Origin of the sequence: Pseudonocardia xishanensis, from assembly GCF_039541715.1 — a bacterium.
Taxonomy (GTDB): Bacteria; Actinomycetota; Actinomycetes; order Mycobacteriales; family Pseudonocardiaceae; genus Pseudonocardia; species Pseudonocardia xishanensis.
Genome location: NZ_BAABGT010000119.1, coordinates 12,584 through 35,026, shown reverse-complemented (window position 1 = coordinate 35,026; position 22,443 = coordinate 12,584). Strand labels below are relative to the sequence as shown.

The window sequence follows — 22,443 nt, the reverse complement described above, 5'->3', positions numbered from 1 at the left end:
CCACAGCTCCAGTCTCCTTGCTAGATCAGGAGCCTCTCCACCGGCCAGGACGGTTCACGGTGGTTTCTCCTTGCGTGCGGCTCATGATCGCCCACGCCGTACCGGTCGCGTCGATGGCCATCGACGCGCCGCTGCACGATGGCTTGCGGCCACAGTTGAGCCGTCTGCCGCGACAAGGTGGCCGCCCAAGGTGAAGGAGCGACGGAGAGTGGGGCAGGCGACCGGGCGTGCCACATACGTGCCACACGCGCCAGCCGCTTGCGCTCAGCGCTGGCAGGCCGAGTCCTCTGTGGCCCGCCTATGCAGCTGATCCTTGCTCTGCAAGGCGGGCTTTGATTCCTGACCAGGAGGCGAGGGTCGGTGCGCCCCGCTTCGGCGTGAAGTGGTGCACATGAGGAGGCGCTCACCTGCGTGGTCGACCCTTCTCGTGGCACGGGTCGTGGCACGAAATGACGACTCAGGTTGGAGCATGGTGCGAATGGTGAACGCCCTGACGTGCGTAGATGGACCAAGTGGGCACCGTGTAGCGGAGGACACATTTTCTCGTAATGCGTAGGTCTGGGGTTCGACTCCCCAAGGCGGCTCCATATTCGCAGGTCAGCGACCCGTCGATTCCTGCTCTCGATGTCTCGTGGCCTCCCTTGTGCGTAGCTCAGCGAGGACTTCTCCGGCGGCACTGGCATGAGCGGTGTGCGCCCCGATCTTGGTTCCTAGCGTCTACGGCAACGCAGCCAGGAAATGCGCGTTCCGTCCCTTGCCATCGCCTCGGACGAGGACTCCGTCGGCGACAAGGCGGTCGAGGTGGTTCAGTGAGCCGGTCTGGGTGAGGCCGGTGAGCGTTGCGTAGTCACCGGATGTGATCCGGGAATGGGAGGTCAGCCAGAAGCGGGCGACCGTGCCGGGGTCGTCTGGGCGTCGATAGGTCAGGATTCCTCGGGCCCGGCGATCGGGAGCGGGAGCAGCGCTCTCGACGACCCGGATCGCAGCTGGGGACAGAGTCCACACGTCCTTGAACCGTGTGAGAAGTGGTGAGGACCCGACGCGGCATTCAGTGGCTGCGGTGTCGAGGGCTTCAGCTGCTTCCTGCGGTGTGCGCTGGAGGAGCTCGGCGATGAGGTCAGGGGTGACGAACGGCTGGCGGAGGAGGTGGTCGACGATGAGGGCGACTCGGACGTCGCGTCGTCGGACGGCCGGTTCGATACGGCCGGTGAGGGCCATGACCGGGACGACGGGGTGGCCGCCGACGAGCCGTGTCCTGACCCGCGGGCCGTCTTCTTCGACGATGAGGGGCGGTCGATGGCCGAGCGCGACCATCTCTCGGTACATGCGGTCGACGCCCATGCCTTGCTTCTCGACGAGGTTGAGCGCTCTGAAGAGGTCGGCGAGTGCGGGATGGCGGGCGTAGCGCTGGGCCAGGACGGTAGCGGCCGTGATGCCACCTGTGAAGCCGCCAGGGCTGATGACCTGCAGGGCCGAGTCGGCGTCGATCCACGTGATCGTTACCGGGCCGGACGACAACCAGTCGCGGTGCACCAGACCGTTGAGAACGGCCTCGCGGACTGCCCGGGGCGGTAGCCGGCGGACGGTCGACTCCGCGAAGCCGCCCTGGAGGGTGACCTCCGTATTGAGCGAGTTCAAGCGGTCCTCCACTGCTGACAGCTGTTCGAGCACGCTCAAGCCGGTGAGATCCGGGGGGCGAAGGAGTACGTCGCCGCCCTCCACGTCGATGGCCGTCATCGAGAGGTAGGTGCGGTCGGCAGGGCAGAACAGGAGAGCGCCGGCTTGGGTCAGGTGTCCGTCGGGATGGAGGACACCCAGTCGTCTCAAGAGATCGGCAACGGTCTCGGTGGCATGGTGTTCGAAGCCGGCGTCGCGAAGGTAGCGGCGGGCCGTCACGATCGCGCCGTCACTCACGTCGACGACGGTGCGGCTCGTGACGGCCGCCATGCTGTCGTGCCCGGCCTGGCTCTGGCGATGCAGCCACCACTCCGAGCGGTCTACCGCGACGCAGTTGGTTCCTACTCGCCAGCGGATCCGACCGCTGGTGTCCTCGATGGGCTCGTGGGCGGATGCGACGTACAGGACGAGGAGACGGACTCCGCTGACCTCGCGTTCCTCGACGTCCGGGGCGAGATCGACACGGGTGTAGATGCCGTGCCGGAGCCAGTCGCGGTCCAGCGCAGTTCCGAGCAGGTCGCCGGTCCCGTTCTCGATGCCGACGATCAGCGCTCCGCCGCCCGGGGTGTTGGCGAAGCAGGCGACTTCGTCGGCGAGTTGTGCCGCCGCGGCGGTGTTCTGCGCCTGACCTGCCAGAAGTGCTCCTCCACTGCCACGCCGGCCGGCTTCCTCCTTGATGTCGACGTGCTCGAGCTCGGCGTCGTCGGGCAGGACTCCCGCCCGGAGCTTCGCGAGGACGGCGTCCACCGCGTGCCGGAGCGTGGAGCGGGCGTCGACGAGGTCGGGCTCGGGATGAAAGGGCAACACGGTCGGGCACCCACTCACGCGCTTGAAGTTTCTGGTCTGCTTAATCTACAACTGACAGGCGCAGGCGCCGTTCCGTGGGGGTTTCGACCGCTGCGGTACGTGAGCTGTAGGCGCATGACTGTCGGTGCTGTGTGCCACGCTCTGCACAGGATCTCAGGAGGTCTGGATGACGGTGGTGGCCGACGCTCGCTGGCGTCCCTCCCGTGCCGGGATCCTCAACGTCTACCAGTACGAGGACGAGACACTGCACTTCGCCGGTGGCCGGCTGCTGCTGCGCGGGGTGAACGGGTCGGGCAAGTCGACCGCGATGAACATGCTGCTGCCCTTCCTGCTGGAAGCGGACACCCGGCGGATCGACGCGGCGGGCGAGCAGACCGGGGTGCTCAAGTCCTGGATGCTCGCGGACAACGACGAGACGCAGCGAACCGGCTATCTGTGGATCGAGTTCGCCCGGCCTGATCCGGAGGTGGCGGGGGGCACGCGCCATCACACGGTCGGCTGCGGGATCCGTGCGAACCGCAGCACGGACCGGGCCACGACGTGGTGGTTCTCCACGTCCCGCCGTGTGCGGATCGACTTCGCGCTGACCAACGGCCGCGTGCCGCTCGCCGTCGACGTGCTGCGGGCCGAGCTGGGGAGCGAAGCCGTGTTCGCCCAGAACCAGGTCAGGGAGTACCGGGCGGAGGTCGCCAAGCGGTTCTTCGGCGGAGCGGACCCGTCAGGCTACTTCGCCCTGCTGCATCAGGTGCGCAACCCGAGGGTCGGCGACCGGATCGACGCAGACCTGCCCAGCAGATTGCTGGACGCGCTGCCGCCGGTCCCGGAAGACGCCGTCGCCGACGCCGCTCAGCCTCTCGAGGATCTGGAGAGCCATCGGCTCAACGTCCGCGCCCTCGCCCAGACCGACCGGGCGCTGAACAGCATGCTCGAGACCTATCGTCACTACGCCCGCCGAGTGCTGCGTGCGGCAGACGAGCGCGCCGCCGAGGCGGTCACGACCGCGCGCTCCGCGCTCCAGCAGCGCGGCAGGCTGCGCGCCGCGAGCGAAGCAGCGGACGCCAGTGAGACTCGGCTGCGCGACGAGGTGGTGCAGCTGGAGCGTGAGTACTCCACAGCGGATGCCACTCTCGCCGGTCTGCTCGACTCCGATGCGTACAAGCAGCTCGCTGCGCTCCTCGCGCGTCGGGGTGAGGTGGCGAGCCTCGAGTCGGAGGCGGGCACGGTCGAGCGGATTCGTGACGAGACGGCACGTCGGGTGTACACGGCCGTCGAGCTCGTGCGGTCCCGGCGAGGCCGGGTCGACGGCGATCTCACGGTGGTTAGCGACGATCTCGCAGCGGCGGCTCGACACAGCCGGGCAGCAGGTGTGATCGCCCCGCTCCCCGAGGCTCCTGTGCTCCGCCCTCGGATCCTCCGTGGCGGCCTCGAAGGACCGGAACCGGGCACAGAGCCGCTCGCGCACGTGATGACCACCGCGGTCTCGGACGCGGTGCGGCGGCGACGGGCGGATGTCACCCGGGTGCGTGGCCTGCTCGCGGAGTCGGAGAGGCGGACCGAGGCAGCGTCCCGAGCGGACCGCGAGGCGCGTGCGGCGGAGCTGAAGGCGGACGAGGCCCGCGCTGGGGCCGCGGAGGCCCGAGCCGCCGCCGAGGCTGCGGGTGCGGACCACAGAGCCGCAGTCGCCTCATGGTGGGAGCGGCTGATCGAGCACGTCCGCGCGATCCCGCCTGCCGGTCCTGGCGGCAGCCCGGGCTGGCTGACCGTCCCCGCGGCCGCGGATCCGGGTGGCGAGGAGCTGCGCGAGTCGGCCCGGTTGCGGCTCGCCGGAGCTGCCGCGGCGGTCGCCGACATGGAGGCCGGGCTGGAGCCGGCGCTGGCTGCGGCATCGCTGCGCCGGGAACGGGCCACCGCGCACGTCGCCACGCTTGAACGCGAACTTGTGGAGGTGCGCGAGGCCGAGGAGCTCCCACTCACCCGCCCGGCATGGCAGGGAGCCGACCCGCCGGATGCCGTCCTGTTCGCCTCGGTCGTCGACTTCCTCCCCGGCCTCGACGACGGTGTGCGGGCCGGTCTCGAGGCCGCGTGCGAAGCAGCCGGCCTGCTCACCGCGACGATTCGGGCGGACGGCGGGGTGGTCGCCGCGGACGGGGAGCTGCTCCTCGGGCCCGGCCCGGTCGTGGAGCCGAGCCTCGCCGGGGTTCTCGGCGCGGCACCGCTGGACGGTGTGGACCCGGTGGCCGTGACGACCGCGCTGACCAGGGTCGGGCTCGGAGCGTCCTCCGCCGCCGCACTGTGGGTGGCGCAGGACGGTCGCTTCGGTGCGGGCCCGCTGCGCGGGCGCCACGGGAAGCCCGCCGCGGAGCTCATCGGCGCCGGAGCACGCGCGGCCGCCCGGCTCCGCCGCATCGCGGAGCTGCAGGCGGAGATCGCGGAGGCGGATGGTGAACGGGTCGCCCACCAGCAGGTGTACGAGGCGCTGATCGGATGGCTCCGGGCGTTGCGGGGCCTGGGCGGCGAGATTCCCCACGCACGACGGGTCGATGACACCGCCGCGACCGCCGCCGGCGCGGTGCAGGACGCGGTGCGTGCCGGGGAGCGTGCCACGCGGGATCGCGCGCTGGCAGTGGAGGCCGGGCACACGGCCGAGCGCGCGTGGGCCGCGGCCGAGACCGGTGCGGCGGAGGCGGGCCTGCGACTGGAGGCGGAGGCGCTCGACGAGATCCAGGCCGCACTCGTCGAGACGGACGCGGTCCTGCGCCGGCTCCCCGACCGGGTCCAGACGGCCCGGCGGTCGCTCGGGGACTGGGCATCGGCCGTCGACGGGTGGCAGGCCGAGTCGGACAGTCTGGAATCCGCGCAGGAACGTGCCGTCGAGACCCGCGACCGAGCGACGGCGGCGCGTACGGCACTCTCGGCCACCGAGGCCGCGCTGGGCGAGGAGCCCGAACAGGTCGCCACCCAGGTCGAGGAGGCCACGGCGCGGCGCAAGGGTCTCGCCGAGGATCTCAAGGCCAGCCGCGCCGCTCATAACGATGCGGTCGGCGCCGCCGCGACCGCTCGCAGCACGGCTCTGTCCGCCGAGGGCGAGGTCGAGCGCTCCGAGCAGGGATGCAGAGACGCGCGGGCAGCCCTGCTGGAAGTCACCCGGGTGCCGGGACTCCTCTCCGCTGCGCGCGCGGACGATGCCGACGACCTTCCCGACCTACCGGAGACCGTGGAAGGCACCGCCCAGCTGGTGGCAGCGGTACGGGCCGCCGCCCCCGACCCGCAGCGGCCGGTCGACGAGGACGCGCTGGACCGCTCGCTCCGCGGTGTGCGGGACTCGCTCGGTGCCGGCTGGGACGCCGGCACCAGCCGGTTCGGCGACGGCGCGCCCGTCGCCATCGAGGTCTATGGGCCCTACGGGCGGCAGGTCCTGCTCGCCGCGACCGAGCAGGTGGCGGCCGACCTCCGCCGCTCTCAGGGGCTGCTCACCGCCCAGCAGGACCAGGCGCTACGCAACCTCCTGCACGGCCGGGTGGCGCGCGAGGTGGCCCGGGCCCTCTTCGAGGCCGACGAGCTGGTCAGGGGGATGAACGCCATCCTCCGTGAGGTGACGACGAGCCTGGGGATCGGTGTCCGGCTGGACTGGCGTCACCGCGGGGACCTCGACCCGGACACCGCCACGGCCCTGCGGCTGATGGCGAAGGATCCCGACGCGCGCAGCGACGAGGAGGACGCCGCCGTGCGTGCAGCGGTGTCCGGGCTGGTCGAGGATGCGCGCGTCGCCGACACCGATGCGTCCTACCGTGACGTCATCGGGCGGGTTCTCGACTACCGCAGCTGGCACGAACTTCGGGTCTATCTACGCCGCCCAGGTCGCCCGGACGAGCTGCTCAGCAGGCGCTCCCGACTATCGGAGGGGGAGAAGAAGCTCGTCACCTACCTGCCCATGGCTGCGGCGGCGTCCGTGTCGGCCACCGCACACGACCCGTACGGGATCGGCGCGCCTCGGCTGATCATGCTGGACGACGCGTTCGCCAAGGTGTCCGAGGACAACCATGAGGGCCTCTTCAGCCTGCTCGTGGGACTGGACCTGGACTTTATCGTGACGAGCGAGCGGCTCTTCGGCACCCACGCGAGCGTTCCGGAGCTCGCCATCACCGAGGTCCTGCGGGACGCGGACCTACGTACCATCGCGCTGCTGCACTACCACTGGGACGGTCGCCGGCGGACGGAGCTGGCGAGGGCATGAGCCGCACCGAGGTCTTCGCCTACATCACCGAGAGCCCCGACTACCGCTCGATCCTCGGAGTCTTCGCCGGGACCTTCTTCGCCGAGCTCACCCCGGAGGACGTCGCCGCCCGCCTCGCTGCGACCGGCATCGAGCTGCCTGTGGAGACGGTGGCGGTGCGCCTGGAGAGCCTGCGAGGCTGGGGTAACCTGGAGGTGTCCGCTTCGGTCGGTGCGGTGAGCACCGTCGCGGACTACTACAAGCGCCGCAACCGGTACCTCATCACCCGGGTCGGCCAAGAGGTGCACGAGCTCGTCGAGAGCGTTCTGGCCCAGGTCGACGACGTTCGTGACGTCTCGCTCGGCCGGCTGGACGTCCTGGCCGCCGCCCTGGATGCGCTGCTGCGGCTCGATGTCCGATCGACCCCACCGGCCGTCCTGGCGGACGCGGTACGCGCGGTGTTCGACCCGCACCGCGCCTTCTCCGCGGAGATCACCCAGTTCTTCGCCGCGATCAACCAGTGGCAGGCGCGGTTCGACCTGGACGAGTCGGAGTTCGCGTTCTTCTCCGAGGTGCTCGTCGGGTACGTCGGCGAGCGGCTGGAGTCGTTGGAGCGCAAGGCCCGGCCGATCGGCCGGCTGCTCGCGGAGCTGGAGCCGCTGATCCCCATCGTCGTCGCGAGGGCACGTGACGGCCTCGCCGCTCGGGTGGCGGAGGCCGGCCTCACCGACGTGCAGGTCCGCCCCGGACAGGGTGGCGCGCTTGCCGACTGGGAGAACCTCGGTAGCTGGTTCCGAGGGCGTCCGGGCGACCCGAGCAGGGTCGCGACTCTTGGCCGTGACGCCGTCAACGCCGTCCGTACCCTCACCCAGAACCTCACCCGGCTGTCGCGCTCCGGTGTCGCCGGGTCGTCGCGGCGTGCCGACTACCTCCGCCTTGCCTCTTGGCTCGACGCCGCGGCCCGGGATCGGCCCGATGAGCTCCCCCGGCTCGCCGGTGCCGCGTTCGGCCTGTTCGGCAGCCGACACCTCGGGGGCGCGCCCGGTGACGAGGACGATCCGGTGCCGTCTGTGACGTCGTGGTGGAACGCACCGCCCGCGGCCGTCCCGGTGAGCCTGCGCGAGCGGGGGGACACCACCAACCGTGGCCGCTCCGCTCAGGTTGCCGACCGGTCGGTGCAGCGCGCGCACCTCCTGGCACGTCGTCGTGCCGAGGAGGAGGCGAATGCCGCCGCGCGTGCCGAACTACTCGCCGCTGCTGCCGCGGACGGCGCCCTCGCGCACGGCACAGTGATGTCGACATCGGCGCTGCGCGCGTTGCAGCGGCTCCTCGGTCCTGCCGTCGCGGCGATGGGACCGACCGGGGAGAAGGGTGAGGTGGAGGCCGACGGGATGCGTTGCATCGTCGAACGCAGGGCGGGCGAGGCCACCGCGGTCAGCACACCTGCCGGAACGTTGGTCCTGCACGAGCTCGGGATCGCCGTGGTAGCTGCCGATGCGTGACGATCCGCACCGGCCCGCCGAGCGCACCGCCGCCGCTCGGGCGTTGCTCGCCGACCCGTGGCGGCCCGCCGAGGGCGATCCGTCATTGTTCCTGCTCATCCGTCGGCATGCCGAGGTGCTCGACCGCTGGTTCACCCAACGGCTCGGCTACCGCCTCGTCGTCGACGCCGACACCGCGCGGCTGACGAAGAGCGGGCACCTGCCGCACGACCGCCCGCTGCGCACACGGACGGGTCGGCCGTTCACCGGTCGGGAGTACGTGGCGCTCACCCTGGTGCTGGCCGCCACCGCGGCGGGCCCCGACCGGATCAGCCTCCGTGATCTGGTCCTCCAGTTCCGCTCCGCGGCTGCCGACGCCGGGATCGCCCTCGACGGAGGGTCCGCGGAGCGGCGCACGCTGGTCACCGCCCTGCGCTGGCTCATCGAGCGTGGCGTGGTGCGCGAGCTGGACCGCTCGGTCGCCGCCTACGAAGCCGACGGCCGGTCGGACGCTCTGCTGGAGATCCGCAACGATCGGCTCCTCATGCTGCACACGCCTGCCCTGGTCGGTGCCCAGTCCGCAGCCGAGCTGATCGAGCGCAGCACCGACTCCGGCGGGCGCGCGGCGTTGCGGCGCAGGCTGGTGGAGGACCCGGTGCTCTACGCCGAGGACGTCACCGCCGAGGACTGGGCGGAGCTGCGCAGGCGGACCGGCGAGGAGGTTCGATTCCTGGACGAGATGTTCGGGCTCCGCATCGAGGCGCGCGCCGAGGGGCTCGCGGCGATCGACGTCGACGGAGGCCTCAGCGATATCGACTTCCCACGTTCTGGGACCACTGCACATGTCGCACTCCTACTTCTCGCCGCACTCACCGACCACCACCGGGAGGGGGCCGACCCGATGGCACTCGACGGCGAGATCGGACGACTTGTCGAGCGCTACGGAAGGTTCTGGCGCAAGGACGCGGTCGCCGAGCCCGCAGCTCTGCGTCTCGAAGCGGTGGAGCTCCTCCGAGCGATGGGGCTTGTCGCTGTCGACCCCGCAGGGGTCGTCCGGCCGAGGCCGGCAGCGGCGCGCTTCGCCCCTGCTGTGGTCGTCGTGGATATGGACGATGACCCGCCGATGATGCTGCTGTGACCGACTTTCTCACAGTTCCGGAGCTGACGCCGCTATGGAACGCTGTCAGAGCTGCGCTCGACCGCAACGGGCTGGAATGGCGCGGCCGCCTGACTCTGCCGGTGCTCCCCGCCGAGGGCCGCCGACGCCTGGGAGTCCTCCTCGAGCGGCCGGTCCCCGCGGAGCGGCGCTCGGTTCCGCTCGCCGAACTTGCCGCCGCTGTCGAGAGGCTCTCCCGGACGGACCTGGTCAGCGCTCTGACCGACCTCGGTCATCGGCCGTCGGGGCGTCGGGAGGCAAGACTCGCTCATCAGGAGGCCACTCGGCTCCGGCGCGCGGCCGTCGACTCTGCGGTCGAGGCTGCGTTCCCCGACGTGACGTGGGCTGGTGGGTGGGGCGATGCTGCCTGGACCGACGGGTTGTTCGCGCGGAAGTCTCCCGAGGAGGTCCAGGCGCTCGTGACTGTCACTGCGCGAGTACTGCAGCACGCAGGGACAGGCCGAAGCCGCACCGAGCTTGCAGCGCTGCTCCTCGGCAATGCGCACGCGCTGGATTCCTCCGAGCGCATCACTGTTCTGGTGACGAGGGCTTTGATCGCCCGGGACGGCCCCGAGTCCGAGCGAGCGGTCTGGGAACGGGCCGGGATGCCTCTTGACCTGGTGTCCGCACCAGTCCTTACCTGGGGACTACCACTCCTCGGTGACGGTGACGGTGGCGTCGCGCACGCCTCGCACTCGATGCATGACGCGGGCCTGCCACTGCACCTGTCGACAGTCGCGCTGCGCGCGGAGCCTCTGCGCGTGCCGAAGGGGACCCCAGTGCTGGTCGTCGAGAACCCGCGCCTGGTCGAGGCTGCGGCTCAGCGCAGCCTCCCTGCCGCGGTGATGTGCACGAACGGAAATCCGACTACCGCACCGTCCGAGACCATCGCCAGTCTGCAGTCGTCGGGCGCCGACCTGCGTTACCACGGCGACTTCGACGCCACAGGCCTGGCGATGGCGGCGCGTGCGGCTGCGCTGGGCTGTACCCCGTTTCTCATGACCGCGGCGGACTACCACGCGGCGCTCGCGGTCGCGTCGTCGAGTGGAGTCGAGCTGCCGCGCGACAGCGGAGCGATTCCGCAGACCCAATGGGATGCGGCGCTCGCGACGGCCTTCGAGGCGTCACGTCTGATCGTCCACGAAGAGCGGGTGATGGACGACGTGCTGGCCTTACATGCGGCCTGCTGAGCCTGTCGGTTCGGAGAACCGTCCGTGGCCTCTGTCGTGGCCTCCAACTGCTTCCGACGATGCCTGCCGTGCTCTATCACGAGCGTCTGAACTGCATCGATGCCACCGACGCCCGCAGCGCCCCCGTGGAAGAGAATTCTCGTAATGCGTAGGTCTGGGGTTCGACTCCCCAAGGCGGCCCCACAGAAGAAGCAGGTCAGCGGCCTGTTCCGCTCGATGGAAGATCCACATCGGATCGAGTAGTGGCATGAGTCTTGGCATGTCCGCGGGATTTCGTCCTAGCTTCTGCCCATGGCCAGCGGCTCGATCGAGACTCTGAGGTCGGGATTCCGGGCCCGCGTGTACGCGGAGGACCCCATCACGCACAAGCAGACGTACCTCCGCGGCGGGGTGCGCCGGAGCCGTGCGGACGCTGAGGCGGACAAGGAGCGGCTGCTCGCGCTCGCGGACACCGGCGAGAAGGTCGAGCTGAAACGGACCGTCGGCACGCTGCTCGACCGCTGGATGGAGACGGTCGATCACGAGCTGAGCACCGCTGAGACCTCTGGCCGGCTACATCCGTCGCACGATCAGGCCCGCGCTCGGCGACATGCCGATCCGCAAGCTGCAGCACCGGGTGGACATCCTCGACAAGCTCTACGCGCATCTCCGCCGATGTAATCAGCTCTGCACCGGCGCGACGCCCGGCTACGTGCGCAGGCCGATGTCCGCAGGCGCGGTGCGACGCGTCCACGCGATCCTCTCCGCGTCGCTGAACTACGGCGTCTCCTGGGGATGGATCGAACGGAACCCGGCCGACTACGCCCACCCACCCAAGCTCGCCCGTCGCCAGGCCCTCCCACCGCGCCCGGAACAGGTCGCCGCGCTCCTGAACGCGGCAGGTGCTGCTGACGAGGAGTGAGCGCGAGCCGAACGCCCTGAACGGAGGGCTGAGTTGAGTAGTTCGTCCAGCCGCGGTCTTGGCCACCAACTGCATCCCGCTCGTGCCGTTCGTGCCTTGTTCGGCGACAGCTGATGCCAGGTGTGCCCATGTCGCCGGGCTATGCCCGCCCCTGTGCGGCAACTACGGATCAGAAGGTTAGGGGTTCGAATCCCTTCGGGCTCACCATCGCTGCACTAGTCCTGACCAGCACGAACAGTCAGGCATAGATCAGGTTTGGGCGACCTTGGTCGATCTTTGGCCGCGGTGTCGGCCAGCTTCACGATCACCGACTCAGACCTCGCACGTGTGCCGGCGGTAGCCCGCAGCATCGAGGAGGCCGTCGGTACTGGTGAGCGCGACCCGGAGGAGCCAGCCCGCTCCGTAGGGGTCGGCGCCGACCGTCTCCGGGGCGGTGACGAGGGTCGTGTTGATCTCGGTCACGGTTCCGGTGACGGGAGCGACGAGGTCGCTCACGGACTTGGTGGACTCGATCTCGCCGCATGTCTCCCCGGCATTCAGTGCGTCTCCGACGGCGGGGAGCTGGACGAACACGATGTCGCCCAGCGCCGTGGCCGCGAAGTCGGTGATTCCGATGGTCAGGGTGTGGCCGTCGGTGCGGACCCACTCGTGCTGTTCTGTGTAGTGCAGGTCGTCCGGGACGGGCATGGTGCATCCTTTTCGGCGAGATCGCGGGTGAGGGGACGGCGAGTGGCCGGCGTCAGGGTCGTGAGGAGGAGCGGGCGAGCTCGATCTGGGCCCCCACGGACTCTGCGAGCACCGTCGCGTCGGCCGCGGCGGTGACCAGCTGCGCGCCGAGGTCTCGGTACCGGCGCGCGTCGCGGCCGTGGGACGTGTGGACGCCGACTGCGACACCGTGAGCACGGCAGGTCTGCACGATCTCGGTCAGTACCGCGGTCATCGGCGTGTCGTCCGCATCGGGTCCGTGCGGCTTGTGACCGAGGCTCAGCGCGAGGTCGATCGGCCCGACGTAGATGGCGTCCAGCCCGGGCAGCCGGGCGATGGCGGCGAGGTTCTCGAATGCCGCCCGGGTCTCCAGCATGACCACGCACAGCGGGTCCGGTACCGCGGGCACGAGCTGACCGTAGGAGCGGGTTCCCGTGGGGCCGTACCGGCAGTGACCCAGCACCTCGGACACGTGGTCCGGTCCGCCGAGGTTGGGCAGCAGCACACCGTGGGCGCCGAGGTCGAGCGCACGCCCGACGTCGGCGAACGTCGGGCTGCGGACGCGGACGAGCGGAGCGACCCCGTGTGCGGTCGTCGCCGCGCACATCCCGGGGAGCTCGGTCTCGCCGGCGCCGCCGTGTTGCATATCGATCACCAGGTAGTCGAGCCCCTGGCAGGCTGCCGTCGTCCTGGCCGCCACCGCTCCGGGGAGCACGGACCAGGCTCCGACCAGGGTCTCACCCATGGCGAGACGGTCGCGCAGGTCCGTGGGCTCATCCATGCCGACCGCGCAGGGCGGCGAGCACGGTGAAGGGGGTGAGCGGCAGCTGCGTCATGGTGGTCCCGACCGCATCGCCGACCGCGCAGGCGAGGACGGCGGCGACGGGCACGATCGGCGGCTCGGCGACCCCTTTGGCCCCGTAGGGCCCCGAGGGCGAGGCGCTCTCGAGGATCTCGAGGTCGATGGGGGGCACGTCCAGGGCGGTCGGGATGCGGTAGGTCTCGAAGGAGGTGTCCAGTACCCGCCCGTCGGCCCCGATCCGAAGGTCCTCGAACAGCGCGTACCCGATGCCCTGTGCCACGCCGCCGTCCACCTGGCCGCTGATCATGGCCGGGTTGATCGCGCGGCCGACGTCCTGCGCCACCGTGTAGCTCAGCACCGTGACCTTCCCGGTCGCGGTGTCCACCTCGACCTCGGCGGAGTGGGCATGGGAGGAGGTGCCATTGATGGTGGTGAGGAAAGAGCCGATGAGGCAGCCGGCGTCGAACTCCGCCGGCTGGGCGACGAACCGTCCGGTGGCGGAGAGGGGGCCCTCGGACCACATCGCCGCCTGGCTGACCTTCTCGAGCGTGATCGAGGAGCCGGGGCTGCCCGCCACCTCGACGCTGGTCCCGGCGATCCGGAGGTCCCCCTCCGCGGCTTCGAGCAGGCCCGCGGCGGTGCGGAGGATCTGGGCCCGCAGCTCGGCAGCAGCCTGACCGGCGGCATTGCCCGCGCCGTAGGTGGTCCGGCTGCCCTGGGCGCCGTTGTCGAAGCCTGCGGTGTCGGTGTCCGGCACGGACACCAGCACCTCGTCGACGTCGACCCCGAGTCTCTCGGCGACGATCTGGCGCACCCCGGTCTGGACCGCCCCGGTACCGATCTCCGTGGCCGCCGTGGTGACCAGGATCGTTCCGTCGTCGGACAGGGTGACGGTGGCCTCGCCGGGGCCGGGGTTGGTCAGCCAGGTCAGCGGCACGATCGCGGTGCCGCGCAGCTTGTCGGGGGAGGAGGGGCGGTCGGGCTGCCAAGGGGCTCGGCGCTCCACGGACTCGAGCGCCTCGACGAGGTTCGCGTCGGGCAGAACCTGCCCGTTCGTCATCGCCTCACCGGCACGCAGGACGTTCCGCAGCCGTAGCTCCCGGCGGTCGACCCCCATCTCGCGGGCGACGCGGTCGAGGTGGGCCTCCTGGGCGTAGATCAGGTAGGGCCCGCCGACGCCGCGGAACGCCGCCGTCGGCGGCGTGTTGGTGTACACCACCCGGGAGCGGTAGCGGGCCAGGGGAATGCGGTAGGTGCAGCCGAGCGCGATCCCGGGCAGGCCGGCGCAGAGGACCGTCTCTCCGCTGGAGTAGGCGCCGTTGTCGGTGAGGACGTCCGCCTCCTGGGCGAGGATCCGGCCCTCGGCGTCGACGGCGGTGCGCAGCCGTATGACGGAGTTCTCCCGCGGGCCGGCGGTGGCCAGTTCCTCGGCGCGGGTGTTGACGAGGCGGACCGGGCGCCCCGAGCGCTTCGCGAGCAGGCAGGCGATCGGCTCGAGGAGGGCGTCGAGCTTCCCGCCGAAGCCGCCGCCGACCGTCGGGACGACCACGCGGACCGCGGACGGCCGGATCCCCAGCAGCTCGGCGGTGCGGGTGCGCACGGAGTGCGGGAACTGGGTGGAGGTGTGCACGATGTACCGACCGCCGGTCCAGCGGGCCACGCAGGCGTGTGGCTCGAGTGGGGTCTGGTGCTGGCGGGGGGTGCGGAACTCGTCTGTGACCACGCGGTGTGCGCCGGCGAAGGCATCGTCCCACTCGGCGTCGGTGCCCTTCTCCAGGCGCGCCTCCCAGGCGAGGTTGCCGCCGCGGAAGCCCTCCATCGGCACGTCGTAGGAGGCCCAGTCCGGGTGGACCAGGCGGGTGTCGGGGGCGAGGGCCGCGTCGAGGTCGAGCACTGGTTCGAGCGGCTCGACGTCCAGCTCGATCGCGGCGAGGGCCGCCGCGGCCTGTGCCGGGGTCTCGGCGGCGACGGCGGCGATCGGCTCGCCCGCGAACCGGATCAGGTCGATCGCGAAGACGGTCTGGTCCTTGATCACCAACATCCCCGAGCGGGCGGAGGCGTCCGCACCGGTGACCACGGCGTGCACCCCCGGCATCGTCTCGGCGGCTGTGGTGTCCAGCCGGAGGATCCGCGCGGCGGCCGGTTCCGCGCGGAGCACGGCGGCATGGAGTAGCCCCGCCTCGGCGAGGTCGACGGTGTAGACCGCTGCTCCGCGGGTCTTCGCGTCGGCGTCCGGACGGGGCAGGGAACGGCCGATCGCGGTGGTCGCCGGACGGTCGGACAAGGCGGTCACGGGTGTCCCTCCTGCGCCGCGGTCATCGCCGCGTCGACGATCGTGTGGTAGCCGGTGCAGCGGCAGAGGTTGCCGGTCAGGGCATGCCGGACACCGTCGGCGTCGGGCGCGGGCTCGGCGTCCAGGTAGGTGGCCAGCGTGACGACCATGCCGGGGGTGCAGGCGCCGCACTGAACGCCGTGGCAGGCGATCATCGCGGCCTGGACCGGATGCGGGGGGCCGTCCGGGGCGGCGAGGCCCTCGACGGTGGTGATCTCCTCGCCCTCGGCGAGCGCCACCGGCAGCAGGCAGGAGGCCACGGTGCGGTCGCCGAGGCGGACGGTGCAGGCCCCGCACCGCCCGGTCCCGCAGCCGATCTTGGTGCCCCGCAGGTGCAGGTGCTCGCGCAGCACCTCCACCAGGGAGGTGCCACCGGGCACGTCCACCTCGGCCGGTCGGCCGTTCACGGTGAGCTTCACGGGGACTCCAAGAGGTCGGCGACGGCGCGGGCCAGGACGGTCGGCAGCACGGCGAGCCGGTACCAGCCGGGCGCCAGCAGGTCGTCGCGGGCGCTGAGCACCGCGGCCGCCGCTTCGCCTGCGGCACGGGCGGCGTCGGGGTCGAGCGGGGTCCCGTTCAGTGCCGCCTCGGCTTCGGGGACCCGGCGGGCTTGCTCCTCGACCGAGCCGACGGCGACCCGCACACCCGCGGCGAGCCCGCCGGCCAGCTCGGCGGACACGGCCACGGACACGAGGGCGTACTCCCCGCCGCCGCGGACGGTGAGTCGGGCGTATCCGGAGCGGCGGTTCGCGGGTGCGGGCGCCGCGGCGGAGACGAGGAGCCCGCCGGGACCGCGGAGGAACCCGTCGAGATCGATCCGGTGTCTGCCCGCTGTGGTGGCGACCTCGACCGTCGCGTCGAGCGCGAGCAGCGCGGGGGTCAGGTCGGCCTCGGCGAATCCGCGTGCGCAGAGGTTCCCCCCGAGCGTGGCGACGTTCCGGACCTGCGGGAACGCCGACAGCCTCGCAGCCCGACCGAGCGCTCGGTGGGCCGGGTGCAAGGGGAGTGCGGCCAAGGCGGTGTGGGTGGTCGAGGCACCCCACACATCCGCCCCCGTCGTGCGTAGCTCGGCCAGCCGGTGCAGGGCCACGAAGGTCCCCACCGGTTCGGGGGAGCGCATCAGCCAGGTGCCGCCGGCGAGCGGGGCCCCGTCCGGGCCGAGCTCGGCCAGCCGGTCGACGGCCTCGTCGACGGTCCCCGCCACGTCGACCCGGGGCCGGGTGAGTAACGGGTTCACTCCACGACCCGTCCGGCGACGGCGTCGAAGGCCGAGAGGTAGCTGCGGAACTGGTCGAACAAGCTCGCCGGGGTGGCTTGCACCGACTTCCGGTAGGTCTCCAGGTCGGTGATCTCGATGATCTCGATGTAGCTGTAGGCGGGAGTGGTCGAGCCCTCCGTGGCAGGGCCCTCCAGCCGCACGACCCGATACCGCTCGACGCCCGGCAGGGCGTCCGCGGCGGGCTGGTCGACGTCGCGCACCCAGTTCTCGTAGGCCTCGCGGACGTCCTCGGAGTGGAGTGTGGTCAGGAAGAAGACGATCTCGCTCATGATGGGCTCCGGGCTGGTCAGAGATGGGGCAGGACGTCGGCGGCGGTCAGGGCGAGGATCTCGTCGGTGCCCTCGGCGGGCACCGGCACGAGGACGACGGAGGTCGCGCCGGCGGCGAGCAACCCCCGGATCCTGCCGAGGCATTCGGTGGGCGTTCCGGAGACGGTGAAGGTGTCCACCCACTCCTCCGGGAGCGCCGCGGCGATCTTCGCCGGGTCGCCGAGCTCGAGGATCTCGGTGAGCTGGTCGTTGATGTCGTAGACGCCGGTCATCGGCGTCGGCCCGAGTGCCTGGAGATAGAAGCCCAGGGCCTCGCGGCCCGCTGCGCGCGCCCGGTCGCCGTCGAGGTCGGTGTGGTAAAGGGTGAACGTCGGGATGCGGTGCGTTGCGACGTCCCGGCCCGACTTCGCCGCTCCCGCTTGGATGTGCTTCTTCGCGTACTCCAGGTACCTCGGCGCGGCGACGACGGACATGATCGTGCCGTCCGCGATCTCGCCTGCCAGCTCCAGGGACTTCGGCCCGACCACCCCGGCGTAAAGGTCGACGCCGGCGGGGTTCGGGTGCACCAGGGCGACCTGGTCGAAGGTGAAGGGGCCCTCGTCGATCGTCAGCGTTTCACCCGCGAGCAGCGCACGGGTCGTCTCGATCGCCGAACGCAGCGAGCGGATCGGGGAGTTCGGGTAGAGGCCCATCTGCCTGGTCCAGACGGGGACGCCGTGCCCGATGCCGGTGATCAACCGGCCAGGGTAGGCCAGGCTGAGCGTGGACACCTCCATGGCGGTGACGGCCGGGTGCCGGACGACGGCGGACATGATCCCGATGCCGACCGGGATCTCCCGGGTGGCCTGCAGGGCCATCGCGGCGCTCGTCGGGCCGCCGAGGAAGAAGTAGTCCTCGGACAGCCAGAGCTCGCCGTAGCCGGCCTCCTCGATCCTGACGCAGAGCTCGACGAGCTGGTCCGGCGGAGTGGTGCCGTGCACCAGTACGCCGACGGGCGGACGGTGGGTCATGGTCGGTCCTCTCGGTGAGGGACGGGACTGCTCGGAGCACCCGCCACGGATATCGGTTCCAGCCCCGTGCCCGTGACGGTCGCGCGGGCATGATTACGCCGCCGGGGTGTGCCCAGCTCGCGCCCGCCGGTGATCCCGGACGGTGCGCGCAGCAGCATCATCACCAGCACCACACCGAGGACGACGTCCGCCAGGCCCGGCCGGGCGGGCACGTCCAGGCCGAACAGCGAGCCGCCCTCGGTGCGGCGCAGCACCTCGGCGAGCACCGAGACGACGATGCTGCCGGTCACCGCCCCGGTCAGCGACGCGGCACCGCCGAGCACCAGCATGGTGATGATCAAGAAGGTGGCGTCGAGGTAGAAGACGTCCGGGTTGATCGAACCCAGCTGCAGGGCGAACAGGGCTCCGCCGATCCCGGTGAGGAAGCCGGAGAGCACGAACGCGACGCCGCGCTGGACGGAGACCGAGATGCCGGCGGCGGAGGCGGCGACCTCGTCGGACTTCGAGGCGCGCAGCCGCACCCCGAAGGAGCTGCGCTGGTAGCCCCAGGCGGACAGCAGGGCGACCAGCACCCAGGCCAGCGCGACCCACATCGTGGTGCTGGTCGGGATGGAGGAGAGGCCCTTCTGCCCGCGGGTCACGGACTGCCACTGCGCGGCGACCACCGACAAGGCGATCAACAACGAGACGGTGGCCAAGCCAGCGGCAAGGCCGCCGATCCGGGACAGCGGCACGGCGACGACGGCCGCCACCAGCGCTGCGACCAGCCCGCCGACCAGCACGGCCACGAACGGCGGCGCGGTGAGCTCGCGGACCAGCTCGGGGGCGTCGGGCAGCAACTGGTCCTTGAGCCGGGCGGCCAGCGCGAGGAGCCCGGCGACGTACCCGCCGACCAGTGCGAAGCTCATGTGCCCGAAGGACCAGACGCCGGAGTTGCCGACGAACACGTACAGCCCGATCACCAGGACCAGGTTGACCAGCCCGGTGACCGCCAGCCGCTCCACCGCAGCCGGGCCGGTGGTGGACAGCAGCGCGACCACCACCACGCCGAGGAAGAGCGCTACCGGGACACCGAGACCACGCAGCCGGTTCACACCCGCACCCCCTGTCCGGACCGGATGAGCCCCTGCGGCCGGACGACCAACAGCAGGAACACCGTGGCGAAGACGACCGCGTCACGGAAGGGGGCCAGGCCCGCCGGGAGCACCTCCTGCAGGAGTTGGCTGGCCGCGCCGAGCACGAACCCGCCGAGGACGGCGCCGCGCAGGCTGGCGAGCCCACCCACCACCGCCGCGATCAGACCGAAGAGCACGGCGTTGAAACCGAAGGACGGGGTGACGGACCCGTTGGCGCCCAACAGCAGCACGGCCGCCGCGGCGGCGAGCACGCCGCTGATGGCGAATGCCAGGCTGATCACGTTGTTCGCGGCCACCCCGAGCAGCCGGGCGGTGGCGAAGTCCTCGGCCGCCGCGCGCATCCGCAGGCCTGTCGGGGTCCTGGTGAGGAACAGGCCGAGCCCGCCGATCAGCACGGCGACCACGACGATCGTCACCACGTTGGTCTTCGGGACGTAGACGGTGCCGAAGGTCCAGCTCGCCCGGAAGACCGGGTCGACGTCCGTGGCCCTCGGCAGCGCGCCGAACAGGGTCTCCGCGAGGCTGGCGAGCAGCATGCTCACCGCGAACGAGGTCACGAGCATGGTCTCCGGCGCCGCCGTGCGGACGCCGCGGAAGGCGACCAGCTCCAGCAGCACCGCGAGCAGCACGCAGACCGCCACGGTGAGCACCAGGCGCACCGGCAGCGGCAGCCCGGCGGCGAAGACCATCGTGTAGCCGCCCGCCATGATCAGGCTGGAGTGGGCGAAGTTGACCAGACGCAGGATGCCGAACACCATCGCGACACCGAGCGCGTAGAGGGCGTAGAGCCCACCGAGGTTCAAGGCGTTCACCAGCGCCTGGACGACTTCGCTCACGACGCCTCCCCGAGGTACTCGGCGGCCATCGCCGCGCCGCCGCCCAGTTCGGCGGCGGTCCCCGAACGGACGATCCGGCCCGTCCGCAGCACCGAGGTCCGGTCGGCCAGCGCGACGGCGCGGGTCGCGTTCTGCTCGACCAGCACGATCGTCAGTCCCTCCCGGTGCAGCTGCGCCACGGTCTCGAAGACCAGGTCGACGAGCCGGGGAGCCAGCCCCAGTGACGGCTCGTCGAGCAGCAGCAGGCGTGGCTTCGACATCAATGCCCGCGCCACGGCGAGCTGCTGCTGCTCACCGCCGGAGAGCAGGCCTGCCTGCTGCCGGTACCGCTCCCGCAGGATCGGGAACCGCTCCAGCTCGCGCTCGAGGTCCTCCGCGACACCGTGTCGCCGGACGGTCGCCCCGATCGCCAGGTTCTCCGCCACGGTCAGGCCGGCGAAGATGTTGCGACCCTCCGGGACCAGCGCCACCCCCTGCCGGACGACCTTCTCCGGAGCCAGCCCCGAGACGACAACGCCCCCGACGGTCACGGTGCCTCCCGCGGGCCTGACCAGCCCGCTGACCGCGGCCAGGGTGGAGGACTTGCCCGCCCCGTTCGGGCCGACCAGAGCCACCAGCTCGCCCTGGGCGACGTCGAGGTCGATCCCGTGCAGGGCGGTCACCGAGCCGTACCGGACGGTGAGCCCGCGGATCGACAACAGCACGTCAGCCATGGGACACCGCTCCCGATCCCAGGTAGGCCTCGATCACCAGCGGATCGACCCGTATCTCGGCCGGGGCGCCGGTGGCCAGGGTCCGGCCGTGGTCGATGACGTGCAACCGGTCGCAGAGCCGCATGATCAGCCGCATGTCGTGCTCGATCACCACGAGCCCGCAGCCGTACTGCTCCGGTACCGCCCGCAGGCGCACCAACAGCTCGTTGCTCTCCTCCTCGTTGAGGCCCGCGGCCGGCTCGTCGAGCACCACGTATCTCGGCTCGCCGACCAGGGCACGGGCGATCCCGAGGCGGCGCTCCAGGCCGTAGGGCAGCGAGGTCGCCTCGACCTCGGAGTGGGGGCCGAGGTCGAAGCGGTCGAGGAGGGCGCGGGTGCAGCGGCGGGCCGCGGCGCGGCGCAGTCCGGCTCCCAAGGCCGCGGCGTCGAGGTTCTCCGCGACGGTCATCCCGCCGAAGAGCCGGACGTTCTGGAAGGTGCGCCGGATCCCGAACCGGCTGAGCTTCTGCGGTGACCAACCGGTGACGTCCCGTCCATCGACGGTCACGGTGCCTGTGTGCCGCGCAAAGCCGGTCAGGACGTTCGTCAGCGTCGTCTTCCCGGCCCCGTTCGGGCCGATCAGACCCAGGACCTCACCGGGCGACACGGTCAGGTGGATGTCCTCGAGGGCCGTCAGACCGGCGAACCCGACACCGATTCCGGATGCCGTGAGCGCAGCCATCAGCAGGGCGCCTGACCCATCAGGGACTGCACCGATCGCTCCCCGACCACCTTCGGCACGCCGTCGGTGTAGGTCTTCAACACCAGTGGTCTGCCCGACGGGATGTGGCACTGCGGCGTGAAGGTGGTCTTGCCCACGATCAGGTCCTCGTCGGTGAACCTGTCCAGCTCGGCCTGCACGGCGGCCGTCTCGGTCGAACCCGCCCGCTCGATCGCCCGGCTGAGGGCTTGCACGAAGGAGTAGCCGAACAGCGGGTAGCTCGCGCTGGCCGGGGCCTGGCCGGTGGCCGAGGTGTACCGAGCGAAGAAGTCGTTGCGGGCGGCCACGGGATCGTCGCCTGCCAGGGCGCCGGCGGAGGGGATGGTGAAATCGGAGAGTCCGGGCACAGCATCGGTCCAGTACGTGCCGTCGTAGGCGGTGTCGCCGAGGATCGGCTGGGACAGGCCCGCGGCGCGCAGCTGGCGGAGGAGCGTGGCACCGCCGGGTGGGTAGCTGGCCGCGATGATCACGTCCGGCTGCGCCCGCTGCACCGCCCCGATCTGGGCGGCCGCCGACTCGTCACCGTTGTGGTAGGTCTCCTTGCCCGCCACGGTGCCGCCGAGGTCGATCCAGCGCTTCTCGAAGAAGTCCCCGACGACCTGGGTGAACTCGAGGGTCTGGTCGGCGATCACGAAGGGCCGGGTGTAGCCCTGCTCCATCGCGTACTCGGCGAGCAGCGCACCCTCCGTGGGCGAGCCGGGGTAGAAATTGTAGGTCAACGGGCCGATGCCGTCGAGGCCGAAGAGCGGTCCGCCCGCGCAGCCGAGGGCGATCGTGTCCGCCTCGTTGGCGATCCGGGCGGCCGGCCCGCCGATGTCGAAGTCGCACGAGGTGACCACGAAGTCCGCCCCCTGGTCCAGGACGTCCTGGGCCGCGGTCTGGATCTTCGACGTGTCCGTCTCGTTGTTGGTGCTGATCAGCTCGAGGGGGCGACCGAGCACACCACCCCTTGCGTTGACGTCGTCGATCGCCAGCTTCATGCCCTGCTCGACCGGGATGTCGAACACGCTCATGAAGCCGGTCATCCCGGCGGTGTGGCCGATCACGATGGGGCCGGCCGTATCGTCCGGGCCGGCGGCGGAAGCGCAGCCCGAGGCGAACGCCGCGAGCACAGTCAGGGGGGCGAGGGCGCGCCAGGAACGGGAGGGACGCATGTGGGGTTTCCGCTCGATAGGT

At 71.3% G+C, this 22,443-nt stretch carries 18 protein-coding genes; 5 read left to right on the top strand and 13 right to left on the bottom strand.

Features of this window, described 5'->3' with window-relative positions; translation table 11 throughout:
- Positions 1 to 717 precede the first annotated feature (717 nt).
- A complete protein-coding gene (locus ABD993_RS33830; RefSeq protein WP_345427312.1) occupies positions 718 to 2,424 on the bottom strand; it encodes a DUF5635 domain-containing protein in 1,707 nt (568 codons plus the stop codon).
- 226 nt (positions 2,425 to 2,650) lie between these two features.
- Between ABD993_RS33830 and ABD993_RS33825 the strand changes: the two genes are divergently transcribed.
- The 5 genes from ABD993_RS33825 (at position 2,651) to ABD993_RS33805 (ending at position 11,425) form a co-directional block, all read left to right on the top strand.
- A complete protein-coding gene (locus ABD993_RS33825; protein WP_345427310.1) occupies positions 2,651 to 6,718 on the top strand; it encodes a TIGR02680 family protein in 4,068 nt (1,355 codons plus the stop codon).
- On the top strand, positions 6,715 to 8,199 hold the full coding sequence (locus tag ABD993_RS33820; RefSeq protein ID WP_345427308.1) for a TIGR02677 family protein: 1,485 nt from the start codon (positions 6,715 to 6,717) through the stop codon (positions 8,197 to 8,199). The genes ABD993_RS33825 and ABD993_RS33820 overlap by 4 nt, the downstream gene beginning before the upstream one ends.
- On the top strand, positions 8,192 to 9,316 hold the full coding sequence (locus ABD993_RS33815; RefSeq protein WP_345427306.1) for a TIGR02678 family protein: 1,125 nt from the start codon (positions 8,192 to 8,194) through the stop codon (positions 9,314 to 9,316). The genes ABD993_RS33820 and ABD993_RS33815 overlap by 8 nt, the downstream gene beginning before the upstream one ends.
- The gene (locus tag ABD993_RS33810) at positions 9,313 to 10,524 is read left to right on the top strand and encodes a TIGR02679 domain-containing protein (RefSeq protein ID WP_345427304.1); all 1,212 of its coding nucleotides are present in this window, start codon (positions 9,313 to 9,315) and stop codon (positions 10,522 to 10,524) included. Before ABD993_RS33815 ends, ABD993_RS33810 begins: the two co-directional genes overlap by 4 nt.
- A gap of 589 nt (positions 10,525 to 11,113) precedes the next feature.
- The gene (locus ABD993_RS33805) at positions 11,114 to 11,425 is read left to right on the top strand and encodes a hypothetical protein (protein WP_345427302.1); all 312 of its coding nucleotides are present in this window, start codon (positions 11,114 to 11,116) and stop codon (positions 11,423 to 11,425) included.
- A gap of 312 nt (positions 11,426 to 11,737) precedes the next feature.
- Here ABD993_RS33805 and gcvH read toward each other — a convergent pair whose 3' ends face one another.
- The 12 genes from gcvH to ABD993_RS33745 are packed head-to-tail and all read right to left on the bottom strand — an operon-like array spanning position 11,738 to position 22,313.
- The gene (gcvH, locus tag ABD993_RS33800; protein WP_345427300.1) at positions 11,738 to 12,112 is read right to left on the bottom strand and encodes a glycine cleavage system protein GcvH; all 375 of its coding nucleotides are present in this window, start codon (positions 12,110 to 12,112) and stop codon (positions 11,738 to 11,740) included.
- 52 nt (positions 12,113 to 12,164) lie between these two features.
- Positions 12,165 to 12,875 carry an HpcH/HpaI aldolase family protein gene (locus ABD993_RS33795; protein ID WP_345427298.1) on the bottom strand — a complete coding sequence of 237 codons (711 nt, stop codon included), beginning with the start codon at positions 12,873 to 12,875 and terminating at the stop codon, positions 12,165 to 12,167.
- A gap of 28 nt (positions 12,876 to 12,903) precedes the next feature.
- On the bottom strand, positions 12,904 to 15,225 hold the full coding sequence (locus tag ABD993_RS33790) for a xanthine dehydrogenase family protein molybdopterin-binding subunit (protein WP_345427296.1): 2,322 nt from the start codon (positions 15,223 to 15,225) through the stop codon (positions 12,904 to 12,906).
- Entirely contained in the window at positions 15,222 to 15,683 is a 462-nt protein-coding gene (locus ABD993_RS33785) for a (2Fe-2S)-binding protein (protein WP_345427294.1), read from the bottom strand. The genes ABD993_RS33790 and ABD993_RS33785 overlap by 4 nt, the downstream gene beginning before the upstream one ends.
- Positions 15,680 to 16,501: an FAD binding domain-containing protein gene (locus ABD993_RS33780; protein ID WP_345427292.1), complete on the bottom strand. Its 822-nt coding sequence runs from the start codon at positions 16,499 to 16,501 to the stop codon at positions 15,680 to 15,682. The genes ABD993_RS33785 and ABD993_RS33780 overlap by 4 nt, the downstream gene beginning before the upstream one ends.
- Complete coding sequence (locus ABD993_RS33775; protein ID WP_345427290.1) at positions 16,498 to 16,812, bottom strand: hypothetical protein; 315 nt, start codon at positions 16,810 to 16,812, stop codon at positions 16,498 to 16,500. The genes ABD993_RS33780 and ABD993_RS33775 overlap by 4 nt, the downstream gene beginning before the upstream one ends.
- Before the next feature lie 17 nt (positions 16,813 to 16,829).
- Positions 16,830 to 17,822, bottom strand: a complete 993-nt coding sequence (locus ABD993_RS33770) for an LLM class flavin-dependent oxidoreductase (protein WP_345427288.1) — start codon at positions 17,820 to 17,822, stop codon at positions 16,830 to 16,832.
- Entirely contained in the window at positions 17,819 to 18,916 is a 1,098-nt protein-coding gene (locus ABD993_RS33765; protein WP_345427286.1) for a branched-chain amino acid ABC transporter permease, read from the bottom strand. The genes ABD993_RS33770 and ABD993_RS33765 overlap by 4 nt, the downstream gene beginning before the upstream one ends.
- Positions 18,913 to 19,794, bottom strand: coding sequence for a branched-chain amino acid ABC transporter permease (locus ABD993_RS33760; protein ID WP_345427284.1), 882 nt, complete (start codon positions 19,792 to 19,794; stop codon positions 18,913 to 18,915). The genes ABD993_RS33765 and ABD993_RS33760 overlap by 4 nt, the downstream gene beginning before the upstream one ends.
- Positions 19,791 to 20,507 carry an ABC transporter ATP-binding protein gene (locus ABD993_RS33755; RefSeq protein ID WP_345427282.1) on the bottom strand — a complete coding sequence of 239 codons (717 nt, stop codon included), beginning with the start codon at positions 20,505 to 20,507 and terminating at the stop codon, positions 19,791 to 19,793. Before ABD993_RS33755 ends, ABD993_RS33760 begins: the two co-directional genes overlap by 4 nt.
- Positions 20,500 to 21,228 (bottom strand): ABC transporter ATP-binding protein, encoded by a 729-nt coding sequence (locus ABD993_RS33750; protein WP_345427280.1) that lies wholly within the window; start codon positions 21,226 to 21,228, stop codon positions 20,500 to 20,502. Before ABD993_RS33750 ends, ABD993_RS33755 begins: the two co-directional genes overlap by 8 nt.
- Positions 21,228 to 22,313, bottom strand: coding sequence for an ABC transporter substrate-binding protein (locus ABD993_RS33745; RefSeq protein ID WP_345427279.1), 1,086 nt, complete (start codon positions 22,311 to 22,313; stop codon positions 21,228 to 21,230). Before ABD993_RS33745 ends, ABD993_RS33750 begins: the two co-directional genes overlap by 1 nt.
- Positions 22,314 to 22,443: the final 130 nt, after the last annotated feature.

Coding starts and splice junctions, on each gene's coding strand:
- ABD993_RS33825 (WP_345427310.1), top strand. CDS start 2,651: ATGACGGTGGTGGCCGACGCTCGCTGGCGTCCCTCCCGTGCCGGGATC.
- ABD993_RS33820 (WP_345427308.1), top strand. CDS start 6,715: ATGAGCCGCACCGAGGTCTTCGCCTACATCACCGAGAGCCCCGACTAC.
- ABD993_RS33815 (WP_345427306.1), top strand. CDS start 8,192: ATGCGTGACGATCCGCACCGGCCCGCCGAGCGCACCGCCGCCGCTCGG.
- ABD993_RS33805 (WP_345427302.1), top strand. CDS start 11,114: ATGCCGATCCGCAAGCTGCAGCACCGGGTGGACATCCTCGACAAGCTC.
- gcvH (WP_345427300.1), bottom strand. CDS start 12,112: ATGCCCGTCCCGGACGACCTGCACTACACAGAACAGCACGAGTGGGTC.
- ABD993_RS33795 (WP_345427298.1), bottom strand. CDS start 12,875: ATGGGTGAGACCCTGGTCGGAGCCTGGTCCGTGCTCCCCGGAGCGGTG.
- ABD993_RS33775 (WP_345427290.1), bottom strand. CDS start 16,812: ATGAGCGAGATCGTCTTCTTCCTGACCACACTCCACTCCGAGGACGTC.
- ABD993_RS33770 (WP_345427288.1), bottom strand. CDS start 17,822: ATGACCCACCGTCCGCCCGTCGGCGTACTGGTGCACGGCACCACTCCG.
- ABD993_RS33755 (WP_345427282.1), bottom strand. CDS start 20,507: ATGGCTGACGTGCTGTTGTCGATCCGCGGGCTCACCGTCCGGTACGGC.
- ABD993_RS33750 (WP_345427280.1), bottom strand. CDS start 21,228: ATGGCTGCGCTCACGGCATCCGGAATCGGTGTCGGGTTCGCCGGTCTG.